Source organism: Georhizobium profundi, assembly GCF_003952725.1.
Taxonomy (GTDB): Bacteria; Pseudomonadota; Alphaproteobacteria; order Rhizobiales; family Rhizobiaceae; genus Georhizobium; species Georhizobium profundi.
On record NZ_CP032509.1, the window covers coordinates 2,044,561 to 2,060,700 of the forward strand.

Genomic DNA, 16,140 nt, shown 5'->3' on the forward strand with positions numbered 1-16,140 from the left:
GTACCGATCCTTCGCTGCACTGCCTGTTTCAGCAACGATCAGTTTTCGTATCGATCCACATTGAGTGATACCATAAATTGTATTGAGTCTTTGTCGAGTTCGGTTATTTGAATAAATCTATACCTTAAGGGTTAAAAACGATTGGATTTGTAGCGTGGACAGTATCTGCATTCAGTTGGTCACTGGAGGATAAACCCCGTCCTTTGATAGTAGCATAAACCGCAGGAATGACGATCAGGGTCAGCAACGACGACGACACCATGCCGCCGATCATCGGCACTGCGATCCGTTGCATGATCTCCGATCCAGAACCCGTACTCCATAAAATGGGGATGAGACCTGCCATGATGGTGACGACTGTCATGATTTTGGGACGCACCCGCTCGACCGCTCCCACCATAACCGCCTGATGCAGGTCAGTGCGTTGAAAGGGACGTCCTTCCAATTCGCATCGTGTCTTGGCATCAGTAAGTGCGTGGTCGAGATAGATGAGCATGATCACGCCTGTCTCCGCGGCAACGCCTGCAAGCGCGATGAAACCGACGGCGACGGCCACCGACGTGTTGAACCCTAGCCACCACATCAGCCAAATGCCTCCGACGAGCGCGAATGGCAAAGACAGCATGACGATCAGGGTCTCGGTCAGACGGCGGAAGTTCAGGTAAAGCAGGAGGAAAATGAGAGCCAGAGTCAACGGCACGACGACCTTAAGGCGCTCCACAGCGCGTTCGAGATATTCGAACTGGCCGCTCCAACCGACGGAGTAGCCGTCTGGCAGGTCGACGGCTTGGGCGACAGCCGCCTGGGCCTCCGCTACGTAACCGCCCAAGTCGCGTCCTGCGATATCGACAAAGATATAGGCGGCTAGACGCCCGTTCTCCGTCCTGATCGAACTAGCACCACGGGCGAGTTCGACAGAGGCGACTTCGCCAAGCGGGATAGCGCCGCCGCCGGGTAGGGCGATTTCGATGTCGCGCGCGATCGAGTCCGGATCGCTTCGCAGCGCCCTGGGGTAGCGGATCGACACGCCGTAGCGTTCGCGCCCTTCAACCGTCGACGTTACGACTTGGGCACCCAGAGCCATGGAAATCACGTCTTGGACGTCTGTGACGGAGAGCCCGTAGCGGCCGAGAGCCGTACGATCGGGGGTGATGTCGAGAAAATAGCCGCCGATGACCCGCTCAGCATAGGCGCTCGACGTCCCTGGAACAGTTTGTAATACCGTTTCTACTTCGCGGGCTACGCCTTCGATGCCTTCCAGATTTGGTCCGTAGACTTTCACGCCAACTGGTGTCCGGATGCCCGTCGCAAGCATGTCGATCCGGGCCCGGATCGGCATCGTCCAAGCATTCGCAACACCTGGGAACTGGAGCGCTGCGTCCATTTCGGCCTTCAAACTTTCGACCGTCACGCCCTCCCGCCATTCGTCCTTGGGTTTCAGGTTGATGATGGTCTCGAACATTTCCATTGGAGCAGGATCTGTCGCCGTTCCAGCGCGGCCGGCCTTGCCGAACACTGAAGCGACTTCCGGAAAGGACTTGATAATCCGGTCCTGCGTTTGCATCAGCTCAGCAGCTTTGGTCACCGACAGACCCGGTAGGGTCGTCGGCATATACATCAGTGTGCCTTCGTCAAGATCGGGCATGAATTCGCTGCCGAGCTGCCGGGCTGGCCAGATGGTCACGGCAAGGATGAGCAACGCGATCAAGATCGTCGCGCTTTTTGCCTGAAGAACGGTCCGGATGACAGGTCTGTAGGCTCCGATCAGAACTTGGTTCACGGGGTTTCTGTGCTCCGGGACGATCCTGCCTCTGACGAAGATGACCATGAGAGCTGGTACCAGCGTGACGGACAATATCGCAGCAGCCGCCATGGCGAAGGTCTTGGTGAACGCAAGCGGCGCGAACAACCGGCCTTCCTGCGATTCCAGCGTGAAGATCGGCAGGAACGAGACTGTGATGATGAGGAGGCTGAAGAACAGTGCGGGTCCCACTTCGGATGCTGCATCGATCAGCACTTCGAGACGGGGTTTTTCCGGGGGCGCGCGTTCGAGGTGCTTGTGGGCGTTCTCGACCATGACGATTGCCGCGTCGATCATCGCCCCGATCGCGATCGCGATTCCGCCCAGGCTCATGATGTTGGCGCCAATGCCCAAGAGTTGCATCACCGCAAACGCCATGAGGATGCCGACGGGCAGCATGATGATAACGACCAGGGCGCTGCGGACGTGGAGTAGGAACACGATCGTCACCAACGCGACCACGATCGATTCTTCGATCAGCGTCGTCTTGAGCGTCGCAATGGCGGCCTCGATGAGTTCGGACCTGTCATAAACGGGCACGATGTCGGTCCCGGCCGGAAGGCTGTCTTTGATCGCCGAAAGGCTCCGCTTTACGTTGTCGATCACGTCGAGCGCATTGGCACCGAAGCGCTGCAGAACAATGCCGCTCGCGACCTCGCCTTCGCCGTCGAGTTCGGTGATACCACGGCGTTCATCGGCGACGACTTCCACACGCGCCACGTCGGCAAGTCGAAGAGGGACGCCGCCGTCTGCCATGAGAGCGATGTTTTCCAGGTCGCCCACGCCTTCAAGATATCCTTGCCCGCGAACCATGAACTCGAACTCGGAAAGTTCTACGGTACGCCCTCCAACGTCCATGTTGCTGTCGCGCACGGCATCAGCCACATCGCTAAGCGTCAAGCCGGCGGACCGCAAACGTGCAGGATCTATCACCACCGAATATTGCTTGACGAAACCGCCAACACTGGCAACCTCGGCGACGCCTTCGGCTTCGGAAGCAGCGAACCTCACCACCCAGTCCTGCAGGGAGCGCAGTTCGGCTAGCGTCAGTTCTTTCGCGACCACAGCGTATTGGTAGACCCAGCCCACGCCAGTGGCATCCGGGCCGAGCGTCGGCGTCACGCCGGCCGGCAGTCGGCTTGCTGCCGCGTTGAGGTATTCCAGAACCCGGCTCCGGGCCCAATACGGATCGGTGCTGTCTTCAAAGATGACGTAGACGAACGATACTCCGAAGAATGAGAAGCCGCGAACGACCCTCGACTGCGGCACCGTAAGCATGGCCGTGGTCAAGGGATATGTAACCTGGTCTTCGACCACCTGCGGAGCCTGCCCCGGATACTCCGTGAAAACGATGACTTGAACGTCCGAAAGATCGGGAATCGCGTCGAGAGGAAGCGTGCGCAGTGCGTAGATCCCCGCGGCCGAGGCAAACACAGCCGCGAAGACGACGAGGAACAGGTTTCTTGACGACCAAGCGATGATGCGCGCGATCATGGCTCGATAACCTCCGACTGAAAGGCACTGAAAGCGGCGTTGAGGTTGCTTTCGGCATCGATCAGGAAGTTGCCGGAAACGACTACGGCTTCGCCTTCGGCGATGCCTTCCAGGATTTCGGTCTGGCCGCCGCTGCGCATCCCCACCCGGACGTCGCGAGGCTCGAAGCGCCCTTCGCCGAGGTCGACAAATACGGATTGGCGTTTACCGGTGTCGATTACCGCTCCGTCGGGCACAGTAATTGTCTTGGCAGTCTGCTTTCCCTTGATTGCGACTTCGGCATACATATTCGCAAGAAGGATTCCGTCGGGATTGGGGAGTTCGATGCGGACCCTGGTTGTTCGGGTCTGCTCCCGAATTTCTGGGTAGATCTGATTGACCGTGCCTTCGAATTCCTTGCCGGGCAGGCTGCGGATACGCACGATCGCCTCCGCGTCAAGGCTCACATCCGAAACCAGGTATTCGGGGATCTCGGCCATGATCCATACCCGCGAGGTATCCGCGATGCGGAACAGGACGTCACCGGGCCCGGCCATCATGCCGGGCACGACTGACCTCTCGAGAACGACCCCGTTGCGGGAGGCGGATACGACGATGCTTTCGGGAACGGCCCGTGTCGTCTCCATGTCTTGGACGGCGGACTCGGGTACCCCGAGGTTCTTTAGACGAAGCCGGCTCCCTGACATCGCCTGCCCGGATAATCCGCTCTTAAGATCCGAGAGAAACTGGGCCCCCGCGGCCGCGATGTCGCGCGAATATACACGCATCAGTTCATCGCCGGCCTCGATCTGATCACCGGTCGTGACGTCTGCGACGGTTTCAACAAATGTTTCGACACGCGGCGACACGACGCTAACCAGACGTTCGTCGAGCGTCACGATACCGGGAACATCAACAGATCGTGCGATGACCCCAAGCATGGCATGTTCGGTCTTCACCCCGGTTCTCTGGATTTTTCCTGCCGAAACTACGACTGAAGAGTCACTTGGCTGCTCGCCCTCGTAAACCGGAATGTAGTCCATTCCCATCCAATCCTTTTTCGGGACCGGCGAGGTGTCCGCGAGGCCCATCGGATTGCGGTAGTAAAGGACTTTACCGCTTGCAGCCGGAACGAGGGCGATGTCTTGCGGAGTTATCGGGCCTTGTTCGCCCAGCGTGACGTCTTCGCTTGCCCGCACGGCCTCGAAAGGCTCTCCCTCCTCCGTCTCGGTGGCAGTTGCCGAATAGATGGCTTCCCCCGCCGGATGCCGATAGTAGAGAATGGCCCCCTGCTCCCCGGCCGTGTTCGGGGACGTCGGCGATGGGGCGACGGCGGGAACTAAAGATGCGGTGGTAAGTCCTCCGTCCTGCCCGACCCAATACCCTGCTGCCCCGCTCGCAAGTATGAGTACCAGGGTCGTCACTATTCCAGCGGGCCTCACGGAAGTACCTCCAAGGGCAGTTCCGCCGTGACCGTCTCGGTCTCTCCTTGAATTTTGGCGGCGATCTGAAGGCGCCAATTGCCTTCCATCATCAGGTCAGCACGAAAACGGTAAAGACCATCGTCAAGTTCTTCGACGGGTTGGAGGGGTGCGGTCATGGCAGCCATTCCATCGGGAGCCATGTCCAGTCTTAGGGCGTAGATTACGGCTCTCGGAACGCTGTTGCCTTCGGCATCGATGAGCCGCACCGTCAAAGCGTTGTCGCCGACGGTCGCTACTTCGTCGACGATCTCAAATCGGAAGCCTTCGTCCGCCGCCAGGACGGACGTCATCAACAACAGTAGCGATGCGGATGCCAGAAACGACGCGAGCATAGCAAGCCGGTCATTCATTGCGAATCCTTTCCGGCGCTAGGAGTGGGCGCCGGCTTCACACCGACGCAAAGTCCGAGTGCGCAAGCTGTTGCGCATGGCAGTGCTCCCAGCAGAAAGGGCGCGAGGCCGACCGCCGTCAGCCAGCCCCAGTTAAGCGCCGCCCCGATACCAACGGCCAAAGTGACGGCGAGCAGCGTCCAGCGAATACGCAGCCGCGGTCGTGCGGAGTGACAGACGTCAGCACGCACGGCTGCGGCATGTTCGATCATGTTCATCTTGTTTGCTTTCTCAAGGACGGCTGATCCTAGCGCGGCGGTCCGTTCCGCAAATACTTGATCAGTGCAGCAGCCACGAGCACCAGCACGATGAGAGCGAGGACCGAAAAAGCACTCATTCCCCACATCATCCAGCCCATGCATTCCATAGAACCCATATCATTCATCATGTTGAATTTTCTCTTCTTATGCGTACGCAATCAGCGCAGCACCTGCGTGCTGCTCTTCCGCAATCGCGCGAAATCGACTTCAGATTTTAGGTAGAGTCGGCCTATCGGCCGGGCCATGGAGGTCAATCGCGGGCGACATCACACCGCGACAACCTCAATTCCGCTGTTATGGGTCAGGCCGTTCGACGGGGAGGAAAGGGGTCAGGCGTACGGACGACGCCCAAAGAGAACATAGCGATGAAAATCTCATGCGACGTGCGATGCAAGAAATCGGCTTTTGCCGTAGAGTTTAAAATTGCAGGACAAGCCGTGATGCAGGCGGTCATGCAAGACATGCTGTTGGCTTCTTCATCGCAGTCCAGGCAGTCGATCATGTCCGCCATTTCGCCGGACTGGGCTTCCATCTCGATCACCATCGACGCGGCTAACCCCGTCTGCAATAGTGTTGCTGCGGCGACCGCGACAACAATAAGCACGAGTAGTGATCTGATCCACGTCCGCATGAAGCAATGTTAAACTAGCCAATATGTTCTGTCCATCTACGCGTCGTCGTTCTCCACGCGACTGCGCACCTCGCGCCGTCGACCTGAGCCAAGGCGTCAACAGGGGGACGCAATTCATTCGTTTCAAAATTGCTGCATCAGCGTAAAGACAAATAGTTTAAGCTCGCATAACTTTCCCGTGGTGCTGGAGCGGCTTCCACGAAGTTAAACCGCTGTAGATGAACTAAAGAAACTGACAGCCAGACCGTCATTGTTCATTGGAAATCTTGCGGCAGGCGAACTTGATCGAATGGCAATGCTTGATTGTGATCATTGCTCGCCACTGGATGGTTTCCGTTCGTCGGGACCTCAACAGAAATGGGCCGCGCGATCAGTGCAACGCGGCCCAATATTCAGCTGATACTCACTGTTGATTACATGCCGCCGACGGTGAAGGGCAGCGCGTAAGCCGTGTTGTCCGGACGCATGCCGGGCGTGTCGACATCGGTCATGCCTTCTGCGAAGTCGTAGGTGTCGTTGTCGTTCGTTTCGTAGTGGATCATGGCAACGTAGCTGGTGCGCTCCATGGCTCCGCCCTCGACCTCCACGGTGACATTTTCGCTGTCACCGGCAGGGACTGCCACATGACCGATAGAGGCGGGAAGCACAGGCTCGCCGTTCTCGACGGCATGAATGACGACATACCCATCCTGATCGATCTTGACCGATGGGAAGACGACCGAGCCATCTTCAATGGTTGCACCGTCAACGTTGATGTTGAGATGGTCCGCGTAGGCGATACCGCCCATGACGACCGATGCCGCAGCGGCCGCAAGTGCGGTCTTTGCAAATGTTCTCATAATGACACTCCCATGTTGAGCCTCCAGCGGTGCTGGGGTCCCTAAACTTTACGAGAGAGCGGCAGACTTAGTTTCAACCTCACCCGGCGCGGATCGAACAACAGAAGGAATGAAACAATGATGCATGTTGAAATGGGACGCAGCGGGTTGATGTTCGGCATGGCTTTTTGTGCATGCTGGTCGTCGTCGTCCTGCTGCTGGTTGCAGCCGCCGCGATGAGAGGGTGAAGCTCGCACGCCTCCCAAGTGAACAAACGGCGATCTTGGACGTTTCGCTAGCACACGCAAACAGTGGAGATTGACGACATGGATGCAAACGTTGTGCGTCAGGCCGAGCTTTATCGCATGGCAACGAACGAACACATCTGTCCTTTCGGTCTCAAGTCCAAAGACCTCCTTCGTCGCCAAGGCTATAAGATCGACGATCACCAGCTGACGACGCGTGCCAGGACTAATGCATTCAAACAGCAAGAAGGCGTTGAGACGACGCCGCAAACTTTTATCAATGGCACGCGCATCGGCGGATACGATGACCTTCTGGTGCATTTCGAAAAGAGCGGCCAGAATTCCCTGGCTGTGACCTATAAACCGGTGATCGCGGTCTTCGCCACTGCCGCACTGATGGCGCTCTCGTTCAACTGGGCTGCCTTCGGCGCGCTGCTAACCATCCAAGCAGTCCAATGGTTCATCGCCATTTCAATGTGCGTCCTTGCGATCCTCAAACTGCGGGATATCGAGAGCTTTTCAAACATGTTCTTGGGCTACGATCTGCTGGCCCAACGATATGTTCCCTATGCTTATGTATACCCCTTCGGCGAGGCTCTCGCAGGCATCCTGATGATCGCAGGTGCATTGCTGTGGGTCGCAATTCCGATCGCCCTCGTCATTGGCACCATCGGCGCGATCTCGGTTTTTAAGGCTGTTTATGTCGACAGACGAGAACTCCAATGTGCCTGCGTAGGCGGCGATAGCAATGTGCCCCTTGGCTTCGTCTCTCTCACCGAAAACTTGATGATGGTCTCAATGGCCATCTGGATGCTCGTCAAATAGGAGGACCGATTTATCATGACCTACGGCCGCTTCTTCGCGATGATCGCCACTTCGACGGTGGTTATGTTCGTCCTGATGTATCTCAACACTTATGCACTGGACCATGTCACCTACAGCCAGACCCGTACATGGATGGCGATCTATATGGGTGCCGTCATGGCGATCGTCATGATCGGATACATGTGGTCCATGTACGAGAATACTAGCGCTAACGTTGCCATTGCTGTGGGGAGCGCAGTGATATTCGCAACGAGCCTATGGCTTGTGCGCAGTCAGGAAACGGTGGGAGATATTTCTTACATGAAGGCGATGATCCCGCATCATTCCATCGCCATCATGACAAGTGAACGCGCCCAGATACGCGATCCGCGTGTCCGAGAACTTGCCGACGAAATTATCGAAGCTCAGGTGCGAGAGATTGATGAGATGAAGCAGCTGATCCGCGATCTCGAAAACAATGCAGTCCCGGATGATGCGCCAGTTTTGCCTGCAGGCAAAGACGATCAGAGCTGACAGATCGGCCGAGCGAGCTTTGCTGCGGCAGGTCGGCTGCTATTTGTAGTGATATCTAATGCTCGATGGATTATAAGTGAGGGTGCAGCATAGAGAAATTGGCGCGGGTGATAGCGCAATGGTCGACCAGAATGCAACACTTGATAGAGTAGCATTGCTCCTCGGAGATCATAGTGTGGCTGAAAACCTCACTTGGCTGGTCAACGGCCCCTATCGCACAGGGCTGTATGAGGTAGATGGCATCGATTTCGATTCTTCCTTCAACACTACAATGCTGCCGAAACGTGACGCTGCGTTGAGATTTCAATTTAAAGGCAAAGTCTTTGAGATCAACGCCCTGAACAGAGGCGGGGACCATAGCGGAAGCAGCTACACTTCGGAAATGTCGCTTTATGTTGATTCAGATCAGGTGTTGGTTGCCCGCCTTGAGAGCACCTATGGAGATTTCGGATGGAAACGCTCCGTCTCGATTGGTCCATTGACCCTGAAGCACGCGGCCCCTGGAGAGTGGATGGAGGACTTGCAAGCCATCGTGGAAGATTGCCGTACCTCGTGGAAGCCTAGGCAACAGCAACTCGAAGCTATGGGCATAGCAATGGACATCGACGAGCTTGGTTAAACAGACCATTAAGAGCACTAAGCTGAAGGTTAAATGAATTCCCCGGCAACCTGTTTCCACTTTTTGTGCTGTGGGAAAAGGGCGGGAGAACACCAGTACCCTTTTTCCAATGACGTATCCGGACGGCCACGTTCTCGGACAATCAGTCGAGGAAGGGCAGCCAGTCCCGGAACGATTCGAGCGCGACATATTTTGCATGATCGGCGGCCATGAAGGCAAGGATCAGCGAGGCGATCGTCACCACGATCGATAAGCCCGTCTCTTGTCCGCCGCGACGGCTGGGCGGCGGCTGGTAGATGAAATTGTTCCGATCCTCGTGCACGCTCATGCTCCCATCCGCTGCGGAAAATCAGCGGGCAGGTCGACGCCTCTAATGCCTTGTCGAGCGCGTCTTGCACGTCGCCTCAATCGTTCGGGGTTCTTGCCGTAGGCGTGGATGAGCAAGCGGCATTCCGCTGCTTCCATCGCGCAATCGGGTTGAGGATCCAGTCGGGCGCCGACCGAAAACATCCTTTTCGGCCAGTCGGCCAGTGAATAGATAGCCAGCCATGCGGGGCCGTGGCTATTGCGCGAACGCTGCAATTCGCCCTCGCTGCGGCCATCCCGCCAATCGGCGGCAAGGCGGTCTTTCAAGTTTTCGCCGTCGGCGAGCGCATAGCTGGTAACGGCTACATGCTGGTTAGGTGTGAGGGGTGAGGTCATTATCTTCCTAGATCCTGAAAAGGGGAGCCGGCCGCGCCGGGAGAACGGCGCGACCAAGGGCGGCTGATTGCTCGGCTGCTACAGGGAGGGTGTTGTTTGCCTGATCGTCATTTGCTGCGATCCGGATCGGGGCAGGGAGCCAGCCGGAGCCGTCAATCTGACGCTCCGCATGGGCGGCGGGATTTCCGGGCAGATGATCGCCCCAACGCTCATTCAGTTCCACGAACGCCAGAGCCGGGACGCTGTCCTGCGCGTTCTTCATGTAACGCTCGACGCCTTCATGAGAGGCTGAAATCTCCAACGCGGTTGCGCCGCGCCTTGAGGCGTCGATTTCGGCATGATCGCCGGTCGTGTCATAGCCGCGCCGTGTCTGCCACAGCTGCAAGAAAATGGCGCGGGCAGCGATTTGCGGCGCGGCGAAAGGGAGTGTTAAGGAAGGGGCTCTAGGGGCTTCCCTCATACCGGATGGTGGCTGCTCGATGCGGTCGCACGCTGGTCATCGCCGGCTGGCGCGCCTGATCTGTCGCGCTTTGAGCGCGTCGACCATGAGCCCCTGCACCTTGGTGGACGAACTGGAAAAACCGACCGATGCGGTTTCCGGGTTCGAATTAAAAATTTTGGGCGTGAATGTCTTCGTCTGCCTCGTCGGCCACGATCCAAAGCGCTATGTGGGCGTCCAATCCCGCGCGCCTTTTTTCCGATGTCGGGCACTTCAATGCTGTAGAGGCCATGCTGGGTACCACTGGTGATCGGCAGCATCAAAACGACAAGTTTATCGCTGCGATTGCGCACCAACAGCGAGATTACGACGGGGCGATCCTTACGGCCCTCTGTCTCGCCGCGCGGTGCTTCCCGGCTCCACAAATGAGGATACCGCCAGACATCGCCCAGGGCGGGCGCTGATTACTCAGTCATTGTCGATGCTGTGTTAAGGCCCGATATTAGGCTGTCGGCTTCGTCATTGCTAAGATCATCGACCTGAAAGGCGCGGCGCGTATCGTCATCATGGGTCAGATTTTCGTAACGCTCCATCGACATGATGACATAGCGCGGCTTTCGGTGCTTGGTGATGGCGACCGGGGAAACGGACGCGGCTTCTAGCAGATCTCCCGTCTTGCCGGTCAAATCAGCAGCTGCAAATTCTTTCATGGCGCAGACATCTCTATTTTTTGGGGGAAGTGCGCGAGGGAAGGGGCCGAGTTCCCGCGTAGCAGAGCGCTGCGGCTCGATGTCGCCGCGCTCTTCAATCTGGCTTTCGATCAGAAACCGCTTTGCGACGGTTCCTGATCGAGCGACTGTTGGGGACCTTTCAAAATGGGCATGGTGCGTTTGTTGGAGAGCTGCGCGCGCTTCCCTTCGAGACGAAATCCGTACCAATCGTGCCCCGGCACCCAGCCTCGCGGGCTGGCTCGGCCATACCAGACGGGCAATTTGCCACGATCACCGGGCAGATGATCGCTATGTCGACGTTGAACGATCCGCCCATGCCTGATGCGGTGTCGTAAACTTCGACCGATCGGAAGGCGCTCATGCGCCTGCCTCGGCCGAAAGTGCGGAAACCAAGCGCTTTGCAGCCCAGCGGCCCGCCTCGTTCGAATGGCGCTGCCGTGCGGTTTCGCGGGGAGCCCCGCGGAACCCATTCGATTTGAGCAGGCGCGGCTGTCGGCATCGGGTTTGCCTGGAAAGATCAGTTGCAGCCGCGCGATATCGGCATTTTACCTAACCTCGAACGCTTCCGCCCTCGGCTCCGAAGCGTAGGCCGCGCGCACGCATGGCTTTACGGGGCATTGGCTTCGTGGTCCCTGATTTCCTGCCGCCGTTTGTAGGCTGTCGCCTGCCGCTTTTCGTTGCGCGCTTTCGGGAAGTTTGCCAGGCCGGTGACCAATTCAGGCTACGGCTTCGGCCTCCCAAAAGGCATGGGTCCGCGACGATCCCGTACGGCCGTCTCGAGCGCATCACGCTCGAGCAGGGCGAGGAAGGACGGGGAGACCGGATTTTGTGCTTGTGGGGGATAGAGGGCAGGGCTCTTTCTCCCCGCCAATTGAACGAAGGGGCCGCGCACCGCGGCCCTCATACAAAAAGGGGAGTTGCCCGAAGGCAACTCCCCTGCACTACGCAATGGGAAGGGTTAGCAACCCGTCAGCGCATGACTGCCGTTTCCGGCTCTGCCCTATATGGAAATTGGGGCGCCGGTGTGAACGATAAGTCCAGTCGATGCGGACGTTGATTCGGCCGTCCAAAGGTGGCGGCTGGACGAGCGATCGTAACCCGGATGGGCGGAGACGGAACGAGCGGCTGGCTCCGTGCGCTTGCGCATAGAGCGCGGTCGCGATGCGACGTGCCCAAGTCAGCCTGCCCTCATTTCGGCTTCACACGCGCCGATCAAATGAAATCGGGCGATCTGTTCACCCAGCAGCACCTCGGTCGCCTGCGCCGGAACATTGTCTTTTCGCTTCGGGATCCCGCATGCCAAAGGGTTTCCGCCGGCCCTCGGATCGGACACCACTGCCGTTTTCAAATTGCATTTTCCCGTGTCGCGGCCATCTGGTAGCTGTCCATCACTGCCAAAAGCCGCATGCTTTCATGGTCGCGATCGATACTGTCGAGATAACCCCTTCGAACCGATACGGCGTCGAAGGCCCCTCATCATCGAGCTCCTGGCAATACGCCTTCAGCGCTCAAGGGCCACAATAAACGTGCATCGTATTCGCTCGCGCGCACAACTTATCGCAACGAATTTACTTTCATAGGCCCTCCAATGCATTGAACCAGCCTAGTTGCCGATCGAACATTTCACCGGCGATCGGGGTCATATCATCAAAATACAAAAACACCGACGGCTCGACCATCGATTGGAAGATTGCGTTGGATGAAATCATCGGGCCTTTCCTCCGGCTTTTGTCCCCGGCCAGCGTCATCCCCGGCAGTCGTAACCTGCCCGCGCTCTCGACCGCTCTACACATTGCGGCGATGCCGAAACGTGCGGGCAAGAGCGCAATAGACATCGCTGAACGAAAATGCCCGACCATCACGGTCTTAGATCTTCACCGCCGCTGCGGTCACGTACATAAAGATCATTCCGGAAAAGAAACCACTCAGTGACACGGGCGAAATCAGCACCGACGCCCCGGATAGGCTTGACCTAACAAGGTATAGAGACACTTCCAGTATGACTTGCAAGATCGCGCCGGCACCGATACCCAAAAACAGCGCGGCCCATTGGGGCGAGAAAGCCATGCTTCCGATCCAGATGCCCAGCACGGCGGGCCCGCCAGCAATGAGAGCCAGTGCCACGAAGGTACGCAGAGGCGGCCGGACCTTTAGGATCGGCGCAGCGATACCGATGCCTTCAGTTATATTGTGAACAGCAAAGCCAACGACGAGAAACGTGCCTAACCCCGCGAGCCCAGTGGCAAATGCCGCTCCAATCGCCAAGCCCTCACCAAAATTGTGCAGTCCGATCCCAAGGGCAATGTAGAAGGCGAGCGCTGCTCCTTGCGGTGTCCCCGATCTTCGACCGATTGCAGTCAAGCAGAGAAAGCCAGCGGCAGCGGCCGACAAGACTAGGACAGGTCCCTGGAACAAGGCTGCCGCAGCCCCTGCGAGTTCGAACGCAGCCTCAAGCGTGTCAACGAAAAGAAAAGCCAACAATCCGACTGTCAAAGCCAGCAGAAAGGTCATTCCCTGACGGCCAACATTGCGCAGCGCCGGATAGAACATCAAACCGACTGTGACGGGAAGGATGCCGACGACGGCCCCGATAAGCGTCTGAGACCTCAACTGGCCGGCAGTCGCCGTTGGAGTCGGAACAGCAGCAGCGATGACTGCTTCGAAAGTCGCTCCGGTGTTGGTCACGAATTTGACCGTATGGCTTTCGCCGAGCACCCATGGATAGGGAATTGATATCCACGCTGTCTGGCCCCTTTCGAGCGTCCCCATCGGGTCTTGCACAAACTGCCAATAGGCGGCGTCGACCTGCACCTGCGCGATGGCCATCGCCTCCGATCCACCGGCACGCACAAGGAAGCTCATCCTGCCGTCCTCAAGGACGGAACGCTCAATAGTGAGATTTTCGATCGGCGGCGCGCCCCGGGAAAGATTAGCAAACTGGTCGGTGGCAAACAGCCATCCCACGATGGCGGCAAGAAGCAGGAAAGGCGGCAGAAGCCAGAGCCACCGGCCTCCATTGCCTTGGCTGGAGGGGGGCGCTTTAGCAACATTTTCGGTTCCGTTCATGTGACGTCCTCCACAACGTCAAACATGCCCATCCACCCGAGTTCCGCGAGCTCGGATTGATGAGCGTGGAACATATAGAGGCCCGGTTCGTGGTCGCGAAAATGGAACTCCAGAATGCCGCGCTGGGCTTGGCACTGCATAATGAGGTCGACCGTCTTCAACGTCGGCGTCAGCGTCGTTCCCTGATCAAAATAGTCGAAGAAGTTCGCATGCAGGTGGAACGAGTTGATCGGGTCGAATTCCGTCACGTTGATGAGGTAGATGCGGACCGGCATGTTTCGCGATACGCGGATCGGCTTTTTTGCGTAGCAATGGGCAATGGTGTTGGCGGCATAGAACTCGTTCTCGCCGTCGAAATTGGTGTCGAAGCCGTTCATCACCATCATCATTTCCTGCCATTTCGCGTTCTCCGGCGTACCTAGCAGCCGCGAACGAGCCACCTCCTCGTGTTCCGGATGGAGAGCGGGATCAGGGTCGATGATGAAGGCTCCATACATGCCCTTGTGCATGTGCCGGGTGAGCGGGAAAGCGTGGCAGTGGTACAGGTGGCAGCCGAAAGGTTTGGCGTCGAACTCATAAACGAACTCGCCGCCTGGCTCGACCATGCCAGCTCCAGGGACACCATCCATCCGAGCCGCGTGGATGCCGTGGAAATGCATCGAGTGCTGATGAGAGCCGAAATTTCGGAAAATAATTCGAAGTCGTTCGCCCTCTTTGGCTCGCAGCGAAGGCCCTGGCACGCGGCCGTTATACGTCCAAGCGGGGAAGAAGACGCCTGGCGCGATCTCAATCTCCTTGTCTTCAACTTCGACTTCGAACGTTCGTAGCGTCATGCCATCTGGCAGGATCTCGACAATTCCGCCGTCCCAGTCGGTCAAAAGTGCATCCGGATCGAAGCCGTTTCGGGCGTTGTCCACTTCCCCGACGGTGATCATTCCACCATGAGCGATCTGGTGGTCACCCATGATCGCCGACGCGGCGTTGGTTGGCGGTGTTTCCTGTTGCGCGTGGTCGCCGTGCGATGTCTGACCGGATGCATTGCCCGCTGCCCATGCCGCGCCGCCCACCGCAGCGGCCACGAGGCTAAAGAACCGACGCCTTCCTGGATCGAACCTGAACCACGAGCGCAGCATGACATTCCTTTCATAGCATGAGCGTCACATATGAGCATAGGCGCACTGATATAGCAATTGCTATGTTATTAGCGAACTGGCCCTCGCTTCTGGGATGATTTATAGCTCAGGCTAAACCTATTCTCGGAGAGCGATATGGCGCGAAAGGCAAAATCTGCGGAACCGCTCGTGGAGCCGGAAGTCCACGTCGCGAGTTTTCGCCAGACGCGTAACAACCGTCGGACTGAGATCATCGAAGACTACGTCGAACTCGTCGCGGATCTAATCGCGGACGCAGGTGAGGCCCGGCAGATCGATATCGCCAGGCGGTTGGGCGTGGCTCAGCCGACAGTAGCCAAGATGCTGAAACGCCTCGCCGCGGATGGTCTGATCGTGCAGCGGCCCTATCGGGGTATTTTCCTGACTGAGGAAGGAAACGCCTTGGCCCTACGAGTGCGGGAGCGACACCAGGTCGTGGAGAGCTTCCTGCGGGCCCTGGGAATAGGCGAGGACATTGCAAGGATCGACGCCGAAGGCATCGAACACCACGTTTCGGATGAGACCCTGAGCGCGTTCAGAAAGTTCGTGGCAGCGCGGGATCAGTGATCAGCATTACACAACCCATGGTCTCCGAGCGAATGAAGCACATAGCAATCTCTGATGCAGTCGGCTTCGCAATGGTTTGCCATTCGGTCCAGCTCACGTTCGAGCTTAGAGAGGCGGGCGATCTTTTGTCGTACGGCATTCAGTTGCTCCGCGACGATGCGATCAGCATCTCTGCAGGGCTTCTCAGGATCACAGCTTAACTCAATGAGCTCGCGTATTGCCTCGATGTTGAAGCCCAAGTCTCTCGCATGACGGATGAAGGAAAGTCGCTCAAGACCTTCGCGGCCATAGCGCCGCTGGTTCCCCTCCGATCGGTCCGGAAGATCGAGCAAACCCATCTGCTCATAGTACCGGATGGTGGGAACCTTCACGCCTGTGCGCCGTGACAAATCGCCGATCGAAAACATGCGCAAACCTTTGCTCTAT

At 57.7% G+C, this 16,140-nt stretch carries 19 protein-coding genes; 4 read left to right on the forward strand and 15 right to left on the reverse strand.

The genetic code is table 11. The features are described 5' to 3' along the window. Window positions 1-124: 124 nt before the first annotated feature. From D5400_RS09585 to D5400_RS09610, 6 genes are all read right to left on the reverse strand, one after another. Entirely contained in the window at window positions 125-3,295 is a 3,171-nt protein-coding gene (locus D5400_RS09585) for an efflux RND transporter permease subunit (protein WP_126009808.1), read from the reverse strand. Then, window positions 3,292-4,698, reverse strand: a complete 1,407-nt coding sequence (locus tag D5400_RS09590; protein WP_245451498.1) for an efflux RND transporter periplasmic adaptor subunit — start codon at window positions 4,696-4,698, stop codon at window positions 3,292-3,294. The genes D5400_RS09585 and D5400_RS09590 overlap by 4 nt, the downstream gene beginning before the upstream one ends. Before the next feature lie 14 nt (window positions 4,699-4,712). After that, window positions 4,713-5,108, reverse strand: coding sequence for a FixH family protein (locus D5400_RS09595; protein WP_126009810.1), 396 nt, complete (start codon window positions 5,106-5,108; stop codon window positions 4,713-4,715). Continuing rightward, the gene (locus D5400_RS09600) at window positions 5,105-5,365 is read right to left on the reverse strand and encodes a hypothetical protein (RefSeq protein WP_205665548.1); all 261 of its coding nucleotides are present in this window, start codon (window positions 5,363-5,365) and stop codon (window positions 5,105-5,107) included. The genes D5400_RS09595 and D5400_RS09600 overlap by 4 nt, the downstream gene beginning before the upstream one ends. A 343-nt stretch (window positions 5,366-5,708) precedes the next feature. Then, on the reverse strand, window positions 5,709-6,011 hold the full coding sequence (locus tag D5400_RS09605) for a hypothetical protein (RefSeq protein ID WP_126009811.1): 303 nt from the start codon (window positions 6,009-6,011) through the stop codon (window positions 5,709-5,711). Between the two features lie 440 nt (window positions 6,012-6,451). Further along, window positions 6,452-6,877 carry a DUF7282 domain-containing protein gene (locus D5400_RS09610; RefSeq protein WP_126009812.1) on the reverse strand — a complete coding sequence of 142 codons (426 nt, stop codon included), beginning with the start codon at window positions 6,875-6,877 and terminating at the stop codon, window positions 6,452-6,454. Between the two features lie 305 nt (window positions 6,878-7,182). Between D5400_RS09610 and D5400_RS09615 the strand changes: the two genes are divergently transcribed. The 3 genes from D5400_RS09615 to D5400_RS09625 all read left to right on the forward strand — a co-directional run bounded on the left by D5400_RS09615 (window position 7,183) and on the right by D5400_RS09625 (window position 9,058). Continuing rightward, window positions 7,183-7,926 carry a MauE/DoxX family redox-associated membrane protein gene (locus D5400_RS09615; protein WP_126009813.1) on the forward strand — a complete coding sequence of 248 codons (744 nt, stop codon included), beginning with the start codon at window positions 7,183-7,185 and terminating at the stop codon, window positions 7,924-7,926. Between the two features lie 15 nt (window positions 7,927-7,941). Next, window positions 7,942-8,439 (forward strand): DUF305 domain-containing protein, encoded by a 498-nt coding sequence (locus D5400_RS09620; RefSeq protein WP_126009814.1) that lies wholly within the window; start codon window positions 7,942-7,944, stop codon window positions 8,437-8,439. 118 nt (window positions 8,440-8,557) lie between these two features. Further along, window positions 8,558-9,058 carry a hypothetical protein gene (locus D5400_RS09625; RefSeq protein ID WP_126009815.1) on the forward strand — a complete coding sequence of 167 codons (501 nt, stop codon included), beginning with the start codon at window positions 8,558-8,560 and terminating at the stop codon, window positions 9,056-9,058. Window positions 9,059-9,200: 142 nt separating this feature from the next. On the opposite strand, the gene D5400_RS09630 is transcribed toward D5400_RS09625, so the two are convergent. The 8 genes from D5400_RS09630 to D5400_RS09665 all read right to left on the reverse strand — a co-directional run bounded on the left by D5400_RS09630 (window position 9,201) and on the right by D5400_RS09665 (window position 15,129). Further along, entirely contained in the window at window positions 9,201-9,386 is a 186-nt protein-coding gene (locus tag D5400_RS09630) for a hypothetical protein (protein ID WP_126009816.1), read from the reverse strand. Next, on the reverse strand, window positions 9,383-9,760 hold the full coding sequence (locus D5400_RS09635; RefSeq protein WP_126009817.1) for a hypothetical protein: 378 nt from the start codon (window positions 9,758-9,760) through the stop codon (window positions 9,383-9,385). Before D5400_RS09635 ends, D5400_RS09630 begins: the two co-directional genes overlap by 4 nt. A 7-nt stretch (window positions 9,761-9,767) precedes the next feature. Next, window positions 9,768-10,145: a hypothetical protein gene (locus tag D5400_RS09640; RefSeq protein WP_126009818.1), complete on the reverse strand. Its 378-nt coding sequence runs from the start codon at window positions 10,143-10,145 to the stop codon at window positions 9,768-9,770. Window positions 10,146-10,663: 518 nt separating this feature from the next. Next, window positions 10,664-11,137 (reverse strand): type II toxin-antitoxin system prevent-host-death family antitoxin, encoded by a 474-nt coding sequence (locus D5400_RS21360; RefSeq protein ID WP_205665549.1) that lies wholly within the window; start codon window positions 11,135-11,137, stop codon window positions 10,664-10,666. A gap of 970 nt (window positions 11,138-12,107) precedes the next feature. After that, entirely contained in the window at window positions 12,108-12,278 is a 171-nt protein-coding gene (locus D5400_RS21120) for a hypothetical protein (protein WP_164527843.1), read from the reverse strand. A gap of 226 nt (window positions 12,279-12,504) precedes the next feature. Next, the gene (locus tag D5400_RS09655; protein WP_126009819.1) at window positions 12,505-12,792 is read right to left on the reverse strand and encodes a hypothetical protein; all 288 of its coding nucleotides are present in this window, start codon (window positions 12,790-12,792) and stop codon (window positions 12,505-12,507) included. 4 nt (window positions 12,793-12,796) lie between these two features. Beyond that, a complete protein-coding gene (locus D5400_RS09660; RefSeq protein ID WP_126009820.1) occupies window positions 12,797-13,996 on the reverse strand; it encodes a ZIP family metal transporter in 1,200 nt (399 codons plus the stop codon). Beyond that, complete coding sequence (locus tag D5400_RS09665; protein ID WP_164527844.1) at window positions 13,993-15,129, reverse strand: multicopper oxidase domain-containing protein; 1,137 nt, start codon at window positions 15,127-15,129, stop codon at window positions 13,993-13,995. The genes D5400_RS09660 and D5400_RS09665 overlap by 4 nt, the downstream gene beginning before the upstream one ends. A gap of 135 nt (window positions 15,130-15,264) precedes the next feature. Here D5400_RS09665 and mntR point away from each other — a divergent pair, with 135 nt between their 5' ends. Further along, entirely contained in the window at window positions 15,265-15,714 is a 450-nt protein-coding gene (gene mntR / locus D5400_RS09670; protein ID WP_126009821.1) for a manganese-binding transcriptional regulator MntR, read from the forward strand. Here the strand turns inward: mntR and D5400_RS09675 are convergent. After that, window positions 15,708-16,121 (reverse strand): MerR family transcriptional regulator, encoded by a 414-nt coding sequence (locus tag D5400_RS09675; RefSeq protein ID WP_126009822.1) that lies wholly within the window; start codon window positions 16,119-16,121, stop codon window positions 15,708-15,710. The genes mntR and D5400_RS09675 overlap by 7 nt on opposite strands. Window positions 16,122-16,140 lie beyond the last annotated feature (19 nt).